Source organism: Streptomyces sp. NPDC092045, from assembly GCF_044756005.1.
Taxonomy (GTDB): domain Bacteria; phylum Actinomycetota; class Actinomycetes; order Streptomycetales; family Streptomycetaceae; genus Streptomyces.
Window position 1 is genome coordinate 91892 of record NZ_JBIVSC010000007.1, and the last position, 15506, is coordinate 107397.

The 15506-nt window shown below is 74.0% G+C and carries 13 protein-coding genes; 11 read left to right on the forward strand and 2 right to left on the reverse strand.

Annotated features, from left to right (window positions below; translation table 11 throughout):
* Positions 1-36 precede the first annotated feature (36 nt).
* Complete coding sequence (locus tag ACIQKA_RS19695) at positions 37-1248, reverse strand: S8 family serine peptidase (protein WP_383158954.1); 1212 nt, start codon at positions 1246-1248, stop codon at positions 37-39.
* A gap of 765 nt (positions 1249-2013) precedes the next feature.
* On the opposite strand from ACIQKA_RS19695, the gene ACIQKA_RS19700 reads away from it, so the two are divergent.
* Positions 2014-3069 carry an NUDIX domain-containing protein gene (locus ACIQKA_RS19700; RefSeq protein ID WP_402541713.1) on the forward strand — a complete coding sequence of 352 codons (1056 nt, stop codon included), beginning with the start codon at positions 2014-2016 and terminating at the stop codon, positions 3067-3069.
* Between the two features lie 67 nt (positions 3070-3136).
* On the opposite strand, the gene ACIQKA_RS19705 is transcribed toward ACIQKA_RS19700, so the two are convergent.
* Complete coding sequence (locus ACIQKA_RS19705) at positions 3137-3532, reverse strand: metalloregulator ArsR/SmtB family transcription factor (RefSeq protein WP_391094956.1); 396 nt, start codon at positions 3530-3532, stop codon at positions 3137-3139.
* Positions 3533-3630: 98 nt separating this feature from the next.
* On the opposite strand from ACIQKA_RS19705, the gene ACIQKA_RS19710 reads away from it, so the two are divergent.
* The 10 genes from ACIQKA_RS19710 (at position 3631) to ACIQKA_RS19755 (ending at position 15465) form a co-directional block, all read left to right on the forward strand.
* Complete coding sequence (locus tag ACIQKA_RS19710) at positions 3631-4647, forward strand: sporulation protein (RefSeq protein WP_402541715.1); 1017 nt, start codon at positions 3631-3633, stop codon at positions 4645-4647.
* A 269-nt stretch (positions 4648-4916) separates the two neighbouring features.
* Positions 4917-5492 carry a TerD family protein gene (locus ACIQKA_RS19715; protein ID WP_383158944.1) on the forward strand — a complete coding sequence of 192 codons (576 nt, stop codon included), beginning with the start codon at positions 4917-4919 and terminating at the stop codon, positions 5490-5492.
* 95 nt (positions 5493-5587) lie between these two features.
* Entirely contained in the window at positions 5588-5848 is a 261-nt protein-coding gene (locus ACIQKA_RS19720; protein WP_383443654.1) for a twin-arginine translocase TatA/TatE family subunit, read from the forward strand.
* A gap of 57 nt (positions 5849-5905) precedes the next feature.
* A complete protein-coding gene (locus ACIQKA_RS19725) occupies positions 5906-6172 on the forward strand; it encodes a GlsB/YeaQ/YmgE family stress response membrane protein (RefSeq protein ID WP_376247318.1) in 267 nt (88 codons plus the stop codon).
* Between the two features lie 220 nt (positions 6173-6392).
* Positions 6393-7658 (forward strand): hypothetical protein, encoded by a 1266-nt coding sequence (locus ACIQKA_RS19730; protein WP_402541718.1) that lies wholly within the window; start codon positions 6393-6395, stop codon positions 7656-7658.
* Positions 7642-8412 carry a hypothetical protein gene (locus ACIQKA_RS19735; protein WP_383158027.1) on the forward strand — a complete coding sequence of 257 codons (771 nt, stop codon included), beginning with the start codon at positions 7642-7644 and terminating at the stop codon, positions 8410-8412. Before ACIQKA_RS19730 ends, ACIQKA_RS19735 begins: the two co-directional genes overlap by 17 nt.
* A 227-nt stretch (positions 8413-8639) precedes the next feature.
* The gene (locus ACIQKA_RS19740; RefSeq protein ID WP_031128743.1) at positions 8640-8810 is read left to right on the forward strand and encodes a thiazolylpeptide-type bacteriocin; all 171 of its coding nucleotides are present in this window, start codon (positions 8640-8642) and stop codon (positions 8808-8810) included.
* Positions 8811-9244: 434 nt separating this feature from the next.
* Positions 9245-11119 carry a BTAD domain-containing putative transcriptional regulator gene (locus ACIQKA_RS19745; RefSeq protein ID WP_402541721.1) on the forward strand — a complete coding sequence of 625 codons (1875 nt, stop codon included), beginning with the start codon at positions 9245-9247 and terminating at the stop codon, positions 11117-11119.
* A gap of 121 nt (positions 11120-11240) precedes the next feature.
* The gene (locus tag ACIQKA_RS19750; RefSeq protein ID WP_402541723.1) at positions 11241-13523 is read left to right on the forward strand and encodes a TOMM precursor leader peptide-binding protein; all 2283 of its coding nucleotides are present in this window, start codon (positions 11241-11243) and stop codon (positions 13521-13523) included.
* The gene (locus ACIQKA_RS19755) at positions 13513-15465 is read left to right on the forward strand and encodes a TOMM precursor leader peptide-binding protein (protein ID WP_402541725.1); all 1953 of its coding nucleotides are present in this window, start codon (positions 13513-13515) and stop codon (positions 15463-15465) included. The genes ACIQKA_RS19750 and ACIQKA_RS19755 overlap by 11 nt, the downstream gene beginning before the upstream one ends.
* Positions 15466-15506 lie beyond the last annotated feature (41 nt).

Consider the following 15506-nt stretch of genomic DNA (forward strand, 5'->3'; position numbering starts at 1 on the left):
AGGAGGGTGCGGCGGGCCGTCGTCGGGCGGGTGCGGTTACTCCACGATCTTCAGGAGCTTGTTGGCGGTGCCGGGAGAGGCGTTGCCGATCTTGTCGGCGGTCGCGCCGCCGACGAGCGCCTCGGCGACCTGGGCCGGGGTGGCGTCGGGGTGGCCGCCGAGGTAGACGGCGGCGGCGCCGACGACGTGCGGGGTGGCCATGGACGTGCCGGAGATGGTCTTGGTGCCGGTGTCGCTGTCGTTCCAGGCGGAGGTGATGTCCGAGCCGGGGGCGTAGATGTCCACGACCGAACCGAAGTTGGAGAAGCTGGACTGCTGGTCGTCCTTGGTGGAGGAGGCGACGGTGATCGCCTCGGGCACGCGGGACGGGGAGCCCTGGCCGGCGTCGGAGGACTCGTTGCCGGCGGCGACGCCGAAGGTGACGCCGGAGGCTATGGCCTTCTTGACGGCTTCGTCGAGGGCCGGGTCGGCGCTGCCGCCGAGGCTCATGTTGGCGACGGACGGGCCCTGGTGGTTCTCGGTGACCCAGTCGATGCCGGCGATGACCTGCTCGGTGGTGCCGGAGCCGTTGTCGTCGAGGACGCGGACGGCCACGATCTTCGCCTTCTTGGCGACGCCGTGGGCGGTTCCGGCGATGGTGCCGGCGACGTGGGTGCCGTGGCCGTTGCCGTCCTGGGCGGTGTCGTCGTTGTCGACGGCGTCGAAGCCGTCGGTGGCGCGACCGCCGAAGTCGCCGTGGCTGACGCGGACGCCGGTGTCGATGACGTACGCGGTGACGCCCTCGCCCGCGGCGTCCGGGTAGGTGTACTTCTGGTCGCCCGCGGTGTCCGCCTGGTCGACCCGGTCCAGCCCCCAGGAGGGCGGGTTGGCCTGGGTCTCGTTGATGGTGAAGGTGCGGTTCTGGACCACCTTCGCGACGGCCGGGTCGGCGGCGAGGCGCTTGGCCTCCGTCTCGGTGAGGTCGTTGACGGAGAATCCGTTGACGCGGGAGTCGTAGCTGCGGCGCAGCGTGCCGCCGTACTCCTTCGCCAGCTCGGTCTTGCCGGCCTTGTCGGTGGTCTCGTCGAGCAGCACGACGTAGCTGCCCGCCACGGCGTTCTCCGCGCCGAGGCCGTAGACGGTTCCTTCGGCGGGGGCGGGGGCCGCACCGGCGAACGGGCCGGTGGCGACGGTCACTCCGGCCGCCGCGGCGATCGCGGTCGCGACGGCGACGATCCTGAACTTGCGGACGCGCTGGTGAGTTGCCATGAAAAAAGGCTCTCCTCGTCAGGATTTGTGGGGGGTTGGGCCCCCGGAAGGAAACTCTCCGGCGGCTCGCTCGAAACCCTGACCGATTGACGAGTGCAAATCAACGGGCCTTCACAGGGCTATGACTTTCTCAACAAGGTTTCTTAAAAAGTGAAGGGGCAAGTCGCCCCAAATCGCCCGCACGAATCGTCGCTTCCCTCCCGTCGCGAGGACAACGGGCTCCTTCGGGAAGGCCGTTGGGCGGATCGCCTCGGAGAAGAGGGCCGGGGACGCCGCTCGGGCCGGAAGGGAGACCGGGGGTCGCCCTCCATGAGGAGAGGGGGGCGCGGGTGGCGATCCGCACGGGAGCCGTCCGCTCGCGTCCCGCGTTCGCTTTCCGTCCCGTACGACCCGCTCCGACTCCCGCTCCCGTCCGCCCCCCGCCCGCCCTGCCGTGCGGCCGCCGCGCCGCCGAAGCCGCCCGCGTGACGCGTCCGGGGGCGCGTCCGGGGGCGCGTCCGGGGGCGAGGAGGACGGCATGAGCCACGACGACAGCGCCGCCGGGGCGACCGCGACCGACCGCACCTCGGCCTCGGAGCAACTCCTCTTAGGCGGCGGACTCGCTTACGACCACGGGCGGGGAGCCCGCAACGGCGCCCGGCTCGAGCTCGGTCTCCGCTCCGTGCGCGCGAAATCCGGCGGGGGTGGGGAAGAGTCGGCGTGCGGGGCACGGACCGCCCCCGTGCCCCGCCCGTCCCCAGTCCCCGCGTTCCGAGAGGTTCTGACATGCCGCCCTCCCCTTCCCACATCGGTGACCTCCTGACCGCCTACCTGGCCCGGCATCCCGGCGAACGCGGTGCGCTGGAGCCGCTGTTGACCGCGCTCGGCACGGACGGCGGTCCGGCGGGCCGTACCGCCCTCCTCGGACACGTCACGTGCAGCGCGGTCGTGATCGACCGCGACCGACGGGTCCTGCACGTCCGCCACCGGGCGACCGGGCTGCCGCTCGCTCCGGGCGGCCACGTCGAGGACTCCGACGAGAGCCTGCCGGCCGCTGCCCTGCGGAGGGCCGTGGAGGAGGTGGGGATCCCCGCCTCCTTCTTCTCGCCGGCGCCCGGTTTCGAAGCCGTACCGATCGACGTCGACGTCCACGACATCGCTCGCGCTCCCGCTCCCGCCAAGGGGGAACCGGCGCTCCGGCACTACGACTTCCGCTTCGCCTTCCGCCTCGCCGACGACGCCCCGGAGCCCGCCCCGCAGGCCGGGGAGGGCGAGGGGACGTGCCGGCTGCCCTTCGACGGGGTGACCTCGCCCGGCCTGCGGGCCAAACTGGGCGCCTCGGACCCGGACGGCGGCCGGTCCGGGGAGGCCCGGCCCGTGCCGTCACCCCTCTTTCCGTCCGGGAGCGTGCCGCAGATCGTCGGGGTGCACCTCTGGCTGGAGCGCGACGGGAAGGTGCTGCTCGGTCTGCGCCACCCGGACTCGGCGTACGCGGGGAGCCTGTGGCACTTCCTCGCCGGGCACTGCGAGGCGGAGTCGGCGACCGCGTGCCTCGCCCGTGAGGCGTACGAGGAGGCCGGGCTCGTGGTCGACCCTGCCGACCTCGGCCTCGTGCACGTCGTGCACCTGCTGCACCGGCCCGGCGTTCCGCCGCGCGTCCAGTTGTTCTTCCGGGCCGACCGCTGGAAGGGCGTTCCGGAGCTGCGCGAGCCCGACAAGTGCGCGGCCTGGCGGTGGTGGGACCCCGAGGACCTTCCCGACGCCCTCGTCCCGTACGCCCGTGCGGCGATCGAGGGCGTCGGGACCGGCCGCCTCTACACCGAGACGGGGTGGCCGGGTTGACCGGTCGCGCCGTGGCCGGGGTCGGGGAGGTCCGGGGCCAGGGGGCCCAAGTCGAGGAGGTCGGAGGTCAAGGAGGTCCGGGGTCCCGGTGACGGGGGCCGGTCGGCGGGGCGGGCGGGGGGCGCGTCGCGGTGCGGGTGGCCAGCAGGTCGGTCATGTCCCGCACCACGGCGATGACTCCGGGGTCGTCGACGAAGTAGACGTGCCGCCGGCCGTCGCGGCGCGAGCCCACCAGGCCGGACCGTCCGAGCGCGGACAGGTGCTGGCTGACCGTGGACAGGGCGCCGCCCACCCGGTCCGCGATCCGGGCGACGTCGCTCTCGCCCCGGGACAGGGTCCAGAGGATGCGCAGGCGCACCGGCGAGGCCAGGAGGGCGAAGGCCGCCGCCGTTTCCTCCAGGATCTCCTTCGGCGGCCCACCGGGGACCTCCGCGCCTCCCGTCGTCGTCCGCTCCTGTTCCACCCCGGCCCACCCCCTATGCTTCTACACACATGTAGATGAGAGAGTGTCGCAGCTCCAAGGGCTGCGCCGCACACGGGACATGAAGGAGTGAACGCCCGATGGTGTTCAAGCGTCTGCTCGGCTCGCTCGGCGTAGGGGGCCCCTCGGTGGACACCGTGCTCGATCCGGGCGCGGTGGCGCCGGGCGGCGTCCTCGGCGGACAGGTCCACCTCCAGGGGGGCGGCGCCGACTTCACCGTCGAGCACATCACCCTGGAGCTCGTGGCCCGCGTGGAGGCCGAGCACGACGACGGGGAGTCGGAGGGGACGGTGGTCTTCCACCGGCAGGTCGTCGGCGGGGAGTTCCGCCTCGCGGAGGGCGAGCGGCGCAGCGTGCCCTTCTCCTTCCCGCTGCCGTGGGAGACGCCGATCACCGAGCTGTACGGGCAGGGCCTGGGCATCGTCCTGGGGGTGCGCACCGAGCTCGGAATCGCCGGCGCGCGGGACAAGGGCGACCTGGACCCGCTCGCGGTCCGCCCCCTGCCCGTCCAGGAGGCGATCCTGGAGGCCTTCGGCGGGCTGGGCTTCGGCTTCAAGTCGGCCGACCTGGAGCTGGGCCGCGTCAACGGCACCGGACAGCAGCTGCCGTTCTACCAGGAGATCGAGCTCTCCCCGGCCCCGAAGTACGCGCACCGGGTGAACGAGGTCGAGCTGACGTTCCTGGCCGGGCCCGCGGGCCTCGAGGTCGTCCTGGAGGCCGACAAGCGCGGCGGCCTCTTCTCCGAGGGGCACGACGTGCTCACCCGCTTCACCGTGAGCCACCACGGCGTCGAGCAGGTCGACTGGAACGCCCGGGTCGAGGAGTGGATGGACGGCCTCGTCGACCACCGCGCCTCGTACGCCCCCCAGGGCTCGTACGCCGATCACGACCACGGTTACGGACACGGACACGGTCACGGGGGCGGGGGCGGGCACGGCTCGGGGTCCGGCGTGGGCACCGCGGTCGCGGCCGGTGCGGCCGGGCTCGCCGTCGGCGTGGTCGGCGGCATGGTGGCCGCCGAAGTGGTCGACGAGGTGGGCGACTTCTTCGAGGGCGACGACGAGGGCGAGGACGAGGCCCAGGGCGACGAGGGGTAGCCCCCCGACCGCTGCCGCAGGGCTACGGAAGGCAGCCCCTCCACCGCTGACGCAGGGCGACGAGGGGTGCTCGCCCACGGCTGCCGCAGGGGCTCGCGACCGCGTCCGGTCGCGGGTCCCTTCCCGCCGGGGCCGGCCGGCGGCACCGGCCCGCGCGGTCCACCGGACGGGCACATACCGTAATTTTCTACACTGCTGTAGATTTCTTGACACTGGTACTCGATGATCCGGGGCCGGGCCCGGCCCGGTCCCGTACGAAGGGATGCGGCATGGGTGTGAGTCTGGCCAAGGGCGGCAACGTCTCGCTGAGCAAGGAGGCCCCGGGGCTGACCGCGGTCGTGGTCGGTCTGGGCTGGGACGTGCGGACGACCACCGGCGCCGACTACGACCTGGACGCCAGCGCACTGCTCCTGAACGAGGCGGGCAAGGTCCTCTCCGACCGGCACTTCGTCTTCTACAACAACCTGACCAGCCCGGACGGTTCGGTCGAGCACACCGGTGACAACCTCACCGGCGAGGGCGACGGCGACGACGAGAGCGTCAAGGTCGGCCTGTCCGCCGTCCCCTCCGACGTCCAGCGGATCGTCTTCCCCGTCTCCATCCACGACGCGGCGAACCGGGGCCAGAGTTTCGGCCAGGTCCGCAACGCCTTCATCCGGGTCGTGAACCAGGCCGACGGCGTCGAACTCGCCCGCTACGACCTCTCCGAGGACGCGGCCACCGAGACGGCCATGGTCTTCGGCGAGCTCTACCGGCACGGCGCCGAGTGGAAGTTCCGCGCGGTGGGGCAGGGCTACGCCTCCGGTCTGGCCGGCATCGCGGCCGACTTCGGCGTGAACGTCTGACCCCCGTTTCCGCCTCCCCCTCCCCCCCCGTCTTCGTCCCGCCGGTCCCCCTCCCTCCCGCTCACCCCCGCCCCACCGAAGAGGACACGGACACCATGTTCGGCATCAGCGAAATAGCCATTCTGCTCATCGTCGTCATCCTGCTCCTCGGCGCCAAGAAGCTCCCCGACCTCGCCCGTTCCATGGGCAAGTCGGCCCGGATCCTCAAGAGCGAGGCCGCCGCGATGAAGGCCGGGTCGACGCCGCCGCCCACGGTCGAGGGGCCGACCGTGATCACGGGGACCGTCCACCCCGCCCCGGGCGACACCACCCGTCCCCCGGCGGGACCCTCCGGTCCCGACGCGCCCCGCGCCTGAGCCGGCTCCCCGCCGGGCACCCTCCCCCGACGCCGTACGGAAGGCAGCCTCCACCCCATGGGCATCATCAGCTGGATCGTCCTCGGGCTCCTGGCCGGAGCCATCGCCAAGATCCTCCTGCCCGGCCGCGACCCGGGCGGCCTCATCGGCACCACCCTCATCGGCATCGCCGGCGCCTTCCTCGGCGGCTGGCTCTCCGCCCGGTTCCTCGACCGGCCGATAGAGAACCAGTTCTTCGACCTCGCCACCTGGGGCGCCGCCATCGCCGGGTCGTTCGTCCTCCTGGTCGCGTACCGCCTGCTGTTCGGCAACTCGCGCGACTGACCGGCGGAGCAGCACGCCCGCGCGGACCGGCTCGCCCGCGCACCGTCCGCCCGTGCGGCAGAACGCCGTTGCCCGCTGTCGAAACCCCGTGAGAGCATCGGGGTCCCACGGTCCGTCTGCTTTTGTCCACCCCGCGCGGGGTGGACAAAAGCAGACGGACCGTTGCCGTACCCACGGTGGTGGGGAACCGTCGAAATCCGCGAACGGAAGGCACCTTCTGATGCGCCCGACAGAGCCGACGACAAGGCCGACGTCAGAACCGGCGACAGAACCGGCAGAAGCCCGCATCGAGGATGCGGACAACATCCTGGTCGCACCTCCGGCGTCGCGGGACGACGAGCCGATCCGGGACTTCTTCGGATCCGTCGTCACACCGGAGGAGCTCGCCTCCGGCGCGCTCGACCTCGCGCGGAAGACCGTCTACCTGTGCGGCGACACATCCGGAATCGGCCACGGCCCGCTGAAGGCCGCCGAGCGGGTCTTCGTTGTCCGGGAGCCGTCGCACGGCCACCGCGAAGGCGACGACGCTCCGTGGACACCCGTCGGCCCCGGCCGGGTTCCGCGCCGCGTGCACGGCGTCGGCGTGTACTACCCCCGCTTCTTCGGACTCGACGCCGATCACTTCGGACGGATCCGCGCGGAGCACGCGTTCCAGTCCCTGACCGAGTCCACCAAGCCCGGAACGGCCCACCGCAGCGGAATCTACCTGACGCCCGTCACGCGAGACGGTGACGCACTGCGTTTCAACCTGCTGCGGTGCTCCACGAACCTCTCGGGGCCGACCGAGAACTTCCGCCCGACCGACACGCACATCGTCGGGGAGCTGAACCGCGAGGCCGCCGCCGTCTTCCGGGGCCAGGCACCGCTCAACCACGTCCTCGCCCAGACCTACCACAACACCGGTGCCACGGCCGGGCGCAAGCAGTCCAAGGCCAAGATCTCGTCCCACGCCGACAAGACCAAGGACATGCCCGTCAACGGCGTCATGGCCTTCTGCACCTTCTACGACCGGCTCGACGGCCTGCGGCCCCTGGCCGAGGACGGTTTCGACCACGGCGTGAAGGGTGTCAGCGCGCTGACCAGGCTCCACTTCCGCCTCAAGGAGTCGGCCGAGGAGTTCGACGGGGGCACGCTTCTCCGGCAGTTCGCCCTGACCCTCCATCCCGGGTCCGTGCTCTTCGTGCCGCTGTCCACCAACCGCCTGTACACGCACGAGATCCGGCCCTCGGCGCTGGACGCCGCGCTGCTCCCGACCCGCCTGGGATACGTGGTGCGCTGTTCGAGCACGGAAGCCGTCCACAAGGACGGCCGCACGTTCCTCGGAACGGCCGGTGGTCCGGTGGAGCTGGAGCCGCCCACCGAGGACGGCACGAACGAGCTGCGCAGGCTGTACGCCGAGGAGAACGAGTCGTCGTCCTTCGTCGATTACGGCGACGCATTCCTCTTCAGCATGAACTCGGGGGACTACCTTGCCCCCCGGATCTAGGATTCCCGACGAGATCGTCTCGTGCGTCCTGCCGCCCGAGGCCGGCCTCTTCGCGGAGCTGTCCGCGTCGGTCCGCCTGGAGGACCTGGGAAAGGGCCGGCGCGGCACCGTGCTCACCAGGGTCGACGAGGCGGGCGGGGTGCCTCTCGTACGCACCACCACGCGGTACGGCGGTCCGGCGTGGCGTTTCCGGGCGGTGCACGAACGACTCGCGCGGAGGGTCCGGGAGGGCGCGGGGCTTCCGGTCGGCTTCGACAACGCCCTGGTCGAGATCTACACCAACGCCTGCACGACCATGGGCAGCCATTCCGACCAGGCCCTCGACCTGGCCGACGAGTCGTTCATCGCCGTCTTCTCCTGTTATCGGGATCCCGGGGCGGGCCAGCCGAGAAAACTGGTCTTCGGGTCCAAGGAGCCCGGTGCCGAGAAGTTCGAGATCCCCCTCGTCCACAACGGAATCGTCGCGTTCTCCGTCGGGACGAACCGGCGGCTCAGGCACAAGATCGTGCTGGACGCGCCCGGGCGGGCGGCGGACAACGAATGGCTGGGCGTGACGTTCCGTACCTCGAAGACCTCCGTCCGGTTCCACGGCGGACATGCGCACCTCCCGCAGGGCGCGCGCCTCACGGTGGCCGACGACGAGCAGAGGCAGGAGTTCTACGGGTTGCGGCGCCGCGAGAACAGGGAAGTGGACTTCGTCTACCCGCCGTTGACGTACACCATCAGCGAGGGCGATCTGATGCCGCCCGCATGACCTCGACGGGCCCGCCGCCGTCGGCGCGGAGGCCGCTCCTCCGGGGGCTCCGGAGAGGGACGACGGCGGCGGCCCCGCGCCGGGTGCCAGTGAGGTGCCAGCGATGTGACAGCGGGCCGTCGGCGGAAAGTGTGCCGGCGGTGAGCGGAGGGCGGTGGAATGGTTCCGTGCCGGTACCCACGAGGTCACCGGCCGCGGCGATCCGCCCTGACTCACCGGGAGGCACCATGAACAAGGACCTGAGCACCCTCGCGGACGAGATCCTCGAACTGGAGGCCGAGACGTTCGAGATCTCGGACTACTCGGACGCCAGCGAGGTCGTGCTGGCCGGCTGCACCAGCACCAGCTCCACCTCGACCTCCAGCTCCACCTGCAGCACCACCTCCTGCTCCGCCTGACGTCCGTCGGAGCCCCGGCGCCCGGTCCGCGCACGTCTCCGCGAGGAGGCGCGCGCCGGCCGGGCGTTCCGCGTGCCGCCGCGCCCCCGCCCGGCCCGCGTGAACACCGCGGCAACGCCCGGGAAACGCCACGCGGATGTCAAGTCGCTTACGGGCCAAGCGAGTTGGACCACCGGGGAGCGATCAAGCCTCCACCAGTGGCGCTGTCCGCCCGCGCCCCGCTGCCTCCTCCCCGCGTGCTCCTCCGGCATTTCACGGCCCCCCTTGACCGTGCGATCTACGCAGGTAGACACTCACCACTGCCACACGGCCGAACCACGCGTGAAGACGGCTCCACAGGCGCTCCGCCCTGCCTGCGGCCGTGGGTCACGCGTCCCGGAGGCGCCGTGGCACGCAGGCCCGGCAGGGGTTCAACCGTCAACGGAGGGAACTCGGTGCGTTTCCAGTTGCTCGGTCCGCTCAGCATCACCGACGGGCGTGACGTGGTGGTCCTTCCACCCGCCAAACCGACGTCGCTCCTCGCGGCGCTCCTGGTCCGCCCCGGCGAGGTGGTCCCGGTCTCCCGCCTCCGGCAGGCCGTCTGGGGCGAGGAGCAGCCGGCGACGGCGAAGGCGGCCCTCCAGAGCTGCGTCCTGCGGCTGCGCCGCCTCTTCGCCAAGTACGACATCGAGGACCGTGCGGTGGTCGCGGTCGCCGGCGGCTACCTCCTCCCCGCCGACGGCGACAGCCTGGACCTGCTGCACTTCCGCCGTCTGACCGCCGAGGCCGAGGAGGCGGGAGAGGCCGAACTCCCCCTGCTGCGGCAGGCCCTCGACCTGTGGCGGGGGCCGCTCCTCACCAACGTCCCCTCGGAGCTCCTGCACCGCGACGAGGTGCCCCGGCTGGTCGAGGAGCGGTTACGCGTCCTGGAGCGCGTCTGCGAGATCCAGCTCGCCCGGGGCCGATGTCGCGACGTCCTGGTCGACCTGTGGGAGGCCACCCGGGTCCGCCCCCAGCACGAGGGGCTCGCCGCCCAGCTCATGCGGGCGCTCTACCGGGTGGGACGGCAGAACGAGGCCCTGGCCGAGTACCGGAGGATCAGGGCGCACCTCCGGGACGAACTCGGCGTCGACCCGGGCACGGAACTGCAAGAACTGGAACTGGCCATTCTGCGTGGCGACGAACCCCGGGGACGCCTTCCGGCCACCGCGTCGCTCCTGTCCACACCACCCGCATCCGCACTACCCCTGCCCGCGTCGCCCGCGTCCGCGTCGCCCTCCCGCCCCTCCCCTCCCCCCGTCTCCTCCTCCGACGGCCGGGAGACCGCGAGGCCTCGTCTGCCCCACGTCCCCGGCTTCACCGGCCGCACCCGCGAGACCGCCGCCCTGGTGAACCACCTCGGCGAGGGCGCGCGGGGCGGCTCCGCCCCGGTGCTCGCGGTGGTCTCGGGCGGCCCCGGCATGGGCAAGACCGCACTCGCCCTGCACGCGGCGCACCTGGTGGCCGACCGCTACCCGGCGGGCGCCGTGCTGCTGCCGATGAGCGGGCCCGACGGCGCGCCCCGCGCCTCCGACGAGGCCGCCGCGGAGCTGCGGGCGCTCCTCCCCTCCGGGGCCTCCCCCGGCTCGTCCCTGGCGGTGCTCGACGACGTCGTGCACCCGGACCAGGTACGGCGGTTCCTGAACGCAACCGGCTGCGGCGCCGTCGTCGTCACCAGCCGCATGGGCCTGGCCGCCCTGGTCGCCACGCACGGGCCCGCGGTGGTCCAGCTCGGCGCCCTGTCGCCACGGGAGTCCCGCGCGCTCCTGACCGCCGTCCTGGGCCAGGAGCGGGTGGCGGCCGAGACCGCCGCCGCGCACGCCCTCACCGAGGCCTGCGGACACGTGCCGCTGGCCCTGCGGATCGTCGCGGCCCGGCTGCTCACCCGGCCGAGGATGCGCCTGGCCGACCATTCCGCGTGGCTGCTGCGCGACCTGCCCGCCCGGCTCGCGCTGCCCGACGACCCGAGGATGTCCGTGCCGCTCGCCCTCGACGGGGCCCTGCGCCGGCTGCCCGCCCCGCTCGCCGACGCGCACCTGCGGCTGGCCCGCCTCGACGGGCGGATCACCGCGCCGGACGCGGCCGGGGCCCTCTCCGTCCCCGAGACGGACGCCGAGGAAGTGCTCGAACGGCTCCTCGACACCGGGCTCATCGAGGAGGACCAGCCCGGCGCCCTCCGCATGAACCCGCTGTTCCGCGCCCACGCGCTGCACCGGTCCGGCCGTCCCGGCGGCGCACCGCCGCCCCTCGTCACCGCGGCCCGGCGCGCGCTGCCGTCGGGAGCCACCTGACCCGACCGGGCCGCACCGCCCCCGGAGAACGGCCACCCGACCCGTCCTCCGCGACCCCGTACGTCCCGCCTTTCAGTCCCGCGCGGCCCACAAGGCCCCGACCCGGAGGTGCGTTCCCCGCATGCCCACGACGCCGTACGAGGAGACCGCCGGCACCCGCCCCAGGGTGCGCCGCGACGTGCTGTTCACCGAGACGCCCAAGGGCGTGATCTTCCACAACGCCGACGGCGGCTTCCAGGTCGGCTCCCCGTCCGCCTACCGCTTCGCCACCCTCCTCGTCCCCCACCTCGACGGCAGCCGGACCGTGGCGGAGATCTGCGAGGGCTTCAAGGAGCCGCAGAAGGCCATGGTGGGCAGTCTGGTCAAGGCGCTGTACTCCCGCGGCTTCGCCCGGCCCGTGCCGGACTCGGCCGAGGGGGACGCGTCCGTGGAGCCGGCGGTCGCGGCCCGTTTCGCACAGCAGATCGCGTACGTCGACCACTACGTCGACGGTGCCGAGAGCCGGTTCGCCGCCTTCCGGAACACCCGCGTCGCCGTCCTCGGCGACGGCCAGGTCGCCCGCTGGTGCGCGCTCTCCCTGATCCGCAACGGCTGCGCCTCCGTCGGCGTCGGGGCCGCCCTGGCCGAAGGGCCCGCCACGGCGGCGGAGTTCGGCGCGCTCCGGGCGGAGGCGGCGGAGCTCGGCGCCGGCGGCAGCCCGGCGGAGGTGACGGTGCTCCCGGACACGGAGTCCGGCGGGGCCGGAGGCTGGGACGCGTACGCGGGGTACGACGTGGTGGTGGCCGCCGCCGGGCGCGACGCGTTCGGGACCTCGGTCGCCCTGCTGCGACAGGGCGTCCCGGAGGGGCGGCTCCTGCTCCCCGCCTGGACGTTCGGCGGACGGGTCGTGGTCGGGCCGACCGGTGCGCCGGACTCCGAGGGCTGTGTGGCCTGCGCCGCCCTGCGGCTCGGCGCGACGGGGGACGCGGCGGTGGCGGCCGACCTGTGGAGCGACCTCGCCCTGAACGGCCCCGCTTCGCAGGGGAGTTCCACGTCCGCACCGCGCGGCCCGCTCGCCGCGATGCTCGGCAACCTGCTCGGGTACGAGGTGTTCCGGCTGGTGACGGAGGCGCTGCCGGCCGAGACGCGGGGGCAGGTGCTGCTCCAGGACACGGCCTCCTTCGACGTGCTGGCGGAGCGTCTGCTGCCCCATCCGCGCTGCCCGCTCTGCCGCACTCGGGCCGCCTCCGCCGGGCCCGTCGACCTCGCGGAGGCGGCCGGGCGGCCCGCCTTCCGGCCGGTGGTCGCCGCCGCCCCCGAGGACGGCGCGACCGAGGGGCCGCTCGCGGACCTCGACCGGCGCTCGCTCGCGGTCCGGCCGTCCGTCGGGGTCTTCACCCGGTACGCGGACGAGCCGGTGACCCAGACCCCGCTGAAGGTCGGCGCCGTGGAGGTCGGCCTCGGCGCGGCCGGGACGCGGACCGTCGTCGCCTTCGACGTCCAGCACACGGCGGGCGCCCGGCTGCGCGCCCTCGACGCCGCCGCCGAGGTGTACGCCGAGCACGTCGTCCCCGCCGCCTCCGCGGCGACCGGCTCCCCCTCGGGCCACGAGGAGGCGGTCCCCCGGGTGGATCCCGACGCGCTGACCACGGCCACCGGCGCCGGTGGCGATCCGGTCGCCTCCTGGGTCCTGGCCACGTCACTCCTGACCAAGGAGCCGGTCCGGGTGCCGGCCGGTGCCGTCCGCCCCTTCGGGCCGGACAACCCGGACCGCCGCTTCGAGCCGTCCCGCGCCGGGGCCGGCGCGGGCGCCGGTCTGCCGGAGGCCTCGGCGGCCGGTCTGCTGTCCGCGCTCGCCCACGACGCGCTGCGGCGGTCCGTACGGGGAGCGGGACGTACGGCGGTGGTGCCCCCGGCCGTGTTCGACGGGGCTCCCGAGACGCGCTTCCTGCTGCGTTCCGCCGGGCACCTGGGCCTGGACGTCGAACTCCTCGACCTCGGGGAGCAGGAGCGCACCGGGGTGTCCGTCGTCCTCGCCAGGAGCCGGACGGCGGAACGGGGCGGGAAGGACGGGCACGCGGGGCCGGGCGGGTGGGCCGTCGGCGCCGCCCTCGACCGGGCCGACGCGGCCACCGACGCCCTGCGCGACCTGCTCGGCGCGGCCCAGCTCGCCGCGGAGGGGGTCCTCGGCGCGCCCGACACCGGCGACCCGCTCCTCGCGGACCTCGACGCGGCCCTGATCCCGGTGACCGCCGACGCCCCCGCGCCCGCCCTCTCCGCCGTGACCTGGACGGACGTGCTGGAACGCCTCGCCGCCGCGGAACGGGACGCCCTCGTCGTGCCCACGCACGCCGCCGACCTGCCCGCCGCCGGGATCCACACCGTCCGGGTCCTGCTCACCAGGGCGGCCGGCGATGACCGCTGACCTCGTCGAGGCCCCGGTCGACGGGGCCGGGGAACCGCGGCGCGAGGCGTGCCGCCTCTTCGCCGAGGAGCTCCGCGGCGCCCTGGCGGACCTGCCGTCCGTGCCCGGCCGCCCGGTCCCGGACCTCGCGGTCTCGGCGCTGGGCGTACGGGACGCCTTCCGGGTGGGGCGGGAGGAGGCCGCCGCGCGCTCCGCGCTCCCCGTCCACCTGTACGGCGGGCACGTCCTGGTCGGGCCCCGGCCCGTGGCGGACCGTCCCGGCTGCGGCGTCTGCCTGGAGCGCCGCTGGCAGGGCGTGCGCTCGGTGGGGCTGCGGGAAGGGCTCGAACTGCGCGGCGGCACCCGGGAGGCGGGGCCCTGGCCCCACCGGACGCCGTTCGCGGCGCGGGCCGTCGCCGCCCTGGTCGCCGGGCTCGCCGCCGCTCCCCCGGACGGCCGGAGCCCCTTCCCGGACGTGTGGCTCGTGGACCTGGAGCGGCTGACCGTGCGGCACCACCCGCTGGTGCCGGAGCCCGACTGCCCCGGCTGCGGCGTCCCGGAACCGGTGACGGCGGAGGCGGCGGCCCTCGTCCTGCGGCCCGCGCCCCCGCACCGGCCGGGCGCCGGGCGGGTGCGGCCGGTGGAGGCGTACGGCCTGCCGGTGGACGCGTTCGCCAACCCGCAGTGGGGCGCGGTGGGTCCGTCGGTGGTGTGCGACGTCACCTCGCCGACCACCTCGGCCACCGTCGGCTGCTTCTCCAGCCGGTCCGGGGAGTACCTGCGGGAGACGTTCTGGGGCGGTCACGCCGACGCGTACCGCGCCAGCACCCTGATCGGCGTCCTCGAAGGCCTGGAGCGCTTCGCGGGGATGCGGGCGCGGGGGCGCGCCGTCACCCTGACGGCGTCCCTGGACGAGCTGGGGCCGACCGCCGTCGACCCCCGGGAGACCGGTCTCTACGCGGAGGAGTTCCACCGGGCCAACCCGTGGGTGCCGCCGTTCGCGCCGGACCGTCCCGTCCCGTGGGTGTGGGGCTGGTCGCTGCGGGACGGCGTCCCCCGCGCCGTGCCCGAGGTGCTCGCTTACTACCACAAGCCGGGGATCGAGCACCGGTTCGTGCAGGAGAGCTCCAACGGCTGTTCCTCCGGGGGGAGCCTGGAGGAGGCCGTGCTCGGCGGCCTGATGGAGGTCCTGGAGCGGGACGCCTTCCTGCTCGCCTGGCACGGGCAACAGCCGCTCCCCGAGATCGATCCGGCGACCAGTGCCGACCCGCGCACCCGGATCATGGTGGACCGGATGGCCCTGTACGGCTACCGGGCGAGGTTCTTCGACACCCGGATCACCTTCCCCGTGCCCGTGGTGACGGGGGTCGCCGAGCGGTTCGACGGGGGTCCGGCCCGGATGTGCTTCGGGGCAGGGGCGTCCCTGGACCCGGAGGCGGCGCTCGCCGCGGCGCTGTGCGAGATCGCCACCGACTCGGTGCAGCTCCTCCAGCGGTTCGAGCGGAACGAGGCCGGATACCGGGCCATGGCCGGGGACTTCGGGAGGATCACCGGCCTGCACGACCATCCGCTGGTGTACGCGGTGCCGGAGATGGGCCGCCACGCCGACTTCCTGCTCCGCAGGCCCTCGCCCCCGGAGCCGGTGGCCGTGGCCGGGCTGCGTCCGCCCGGGTTCGAGGGGATCGGGTCGGACGTGCGGGACGACCTGCTCACGGCGGTGGAGGCCGTGACCGCCGCCGGGTTCGACGTGGTCGTCGTCGACCAGACCGCGCCCGAGCAGCGGGCCCTGGGGCTGCACACCGTGAAGGTGCTCGTGCCGGGCCTGCTGCCGCTCGACTTCGGCTGGACGCGGCAGCGCGCCCGGCACATGCCCCGGACGCGCACCGCGCTGCGCGAGGCGGGCCTGCGGCCGGACGACCTGACCGGGGCCGACCTCAATCCCGGCCCGCATCCCTTCCCGTGACGCCCCGCGGGGCGAGGCCATCCGACCGGGCGAGCGCGCCC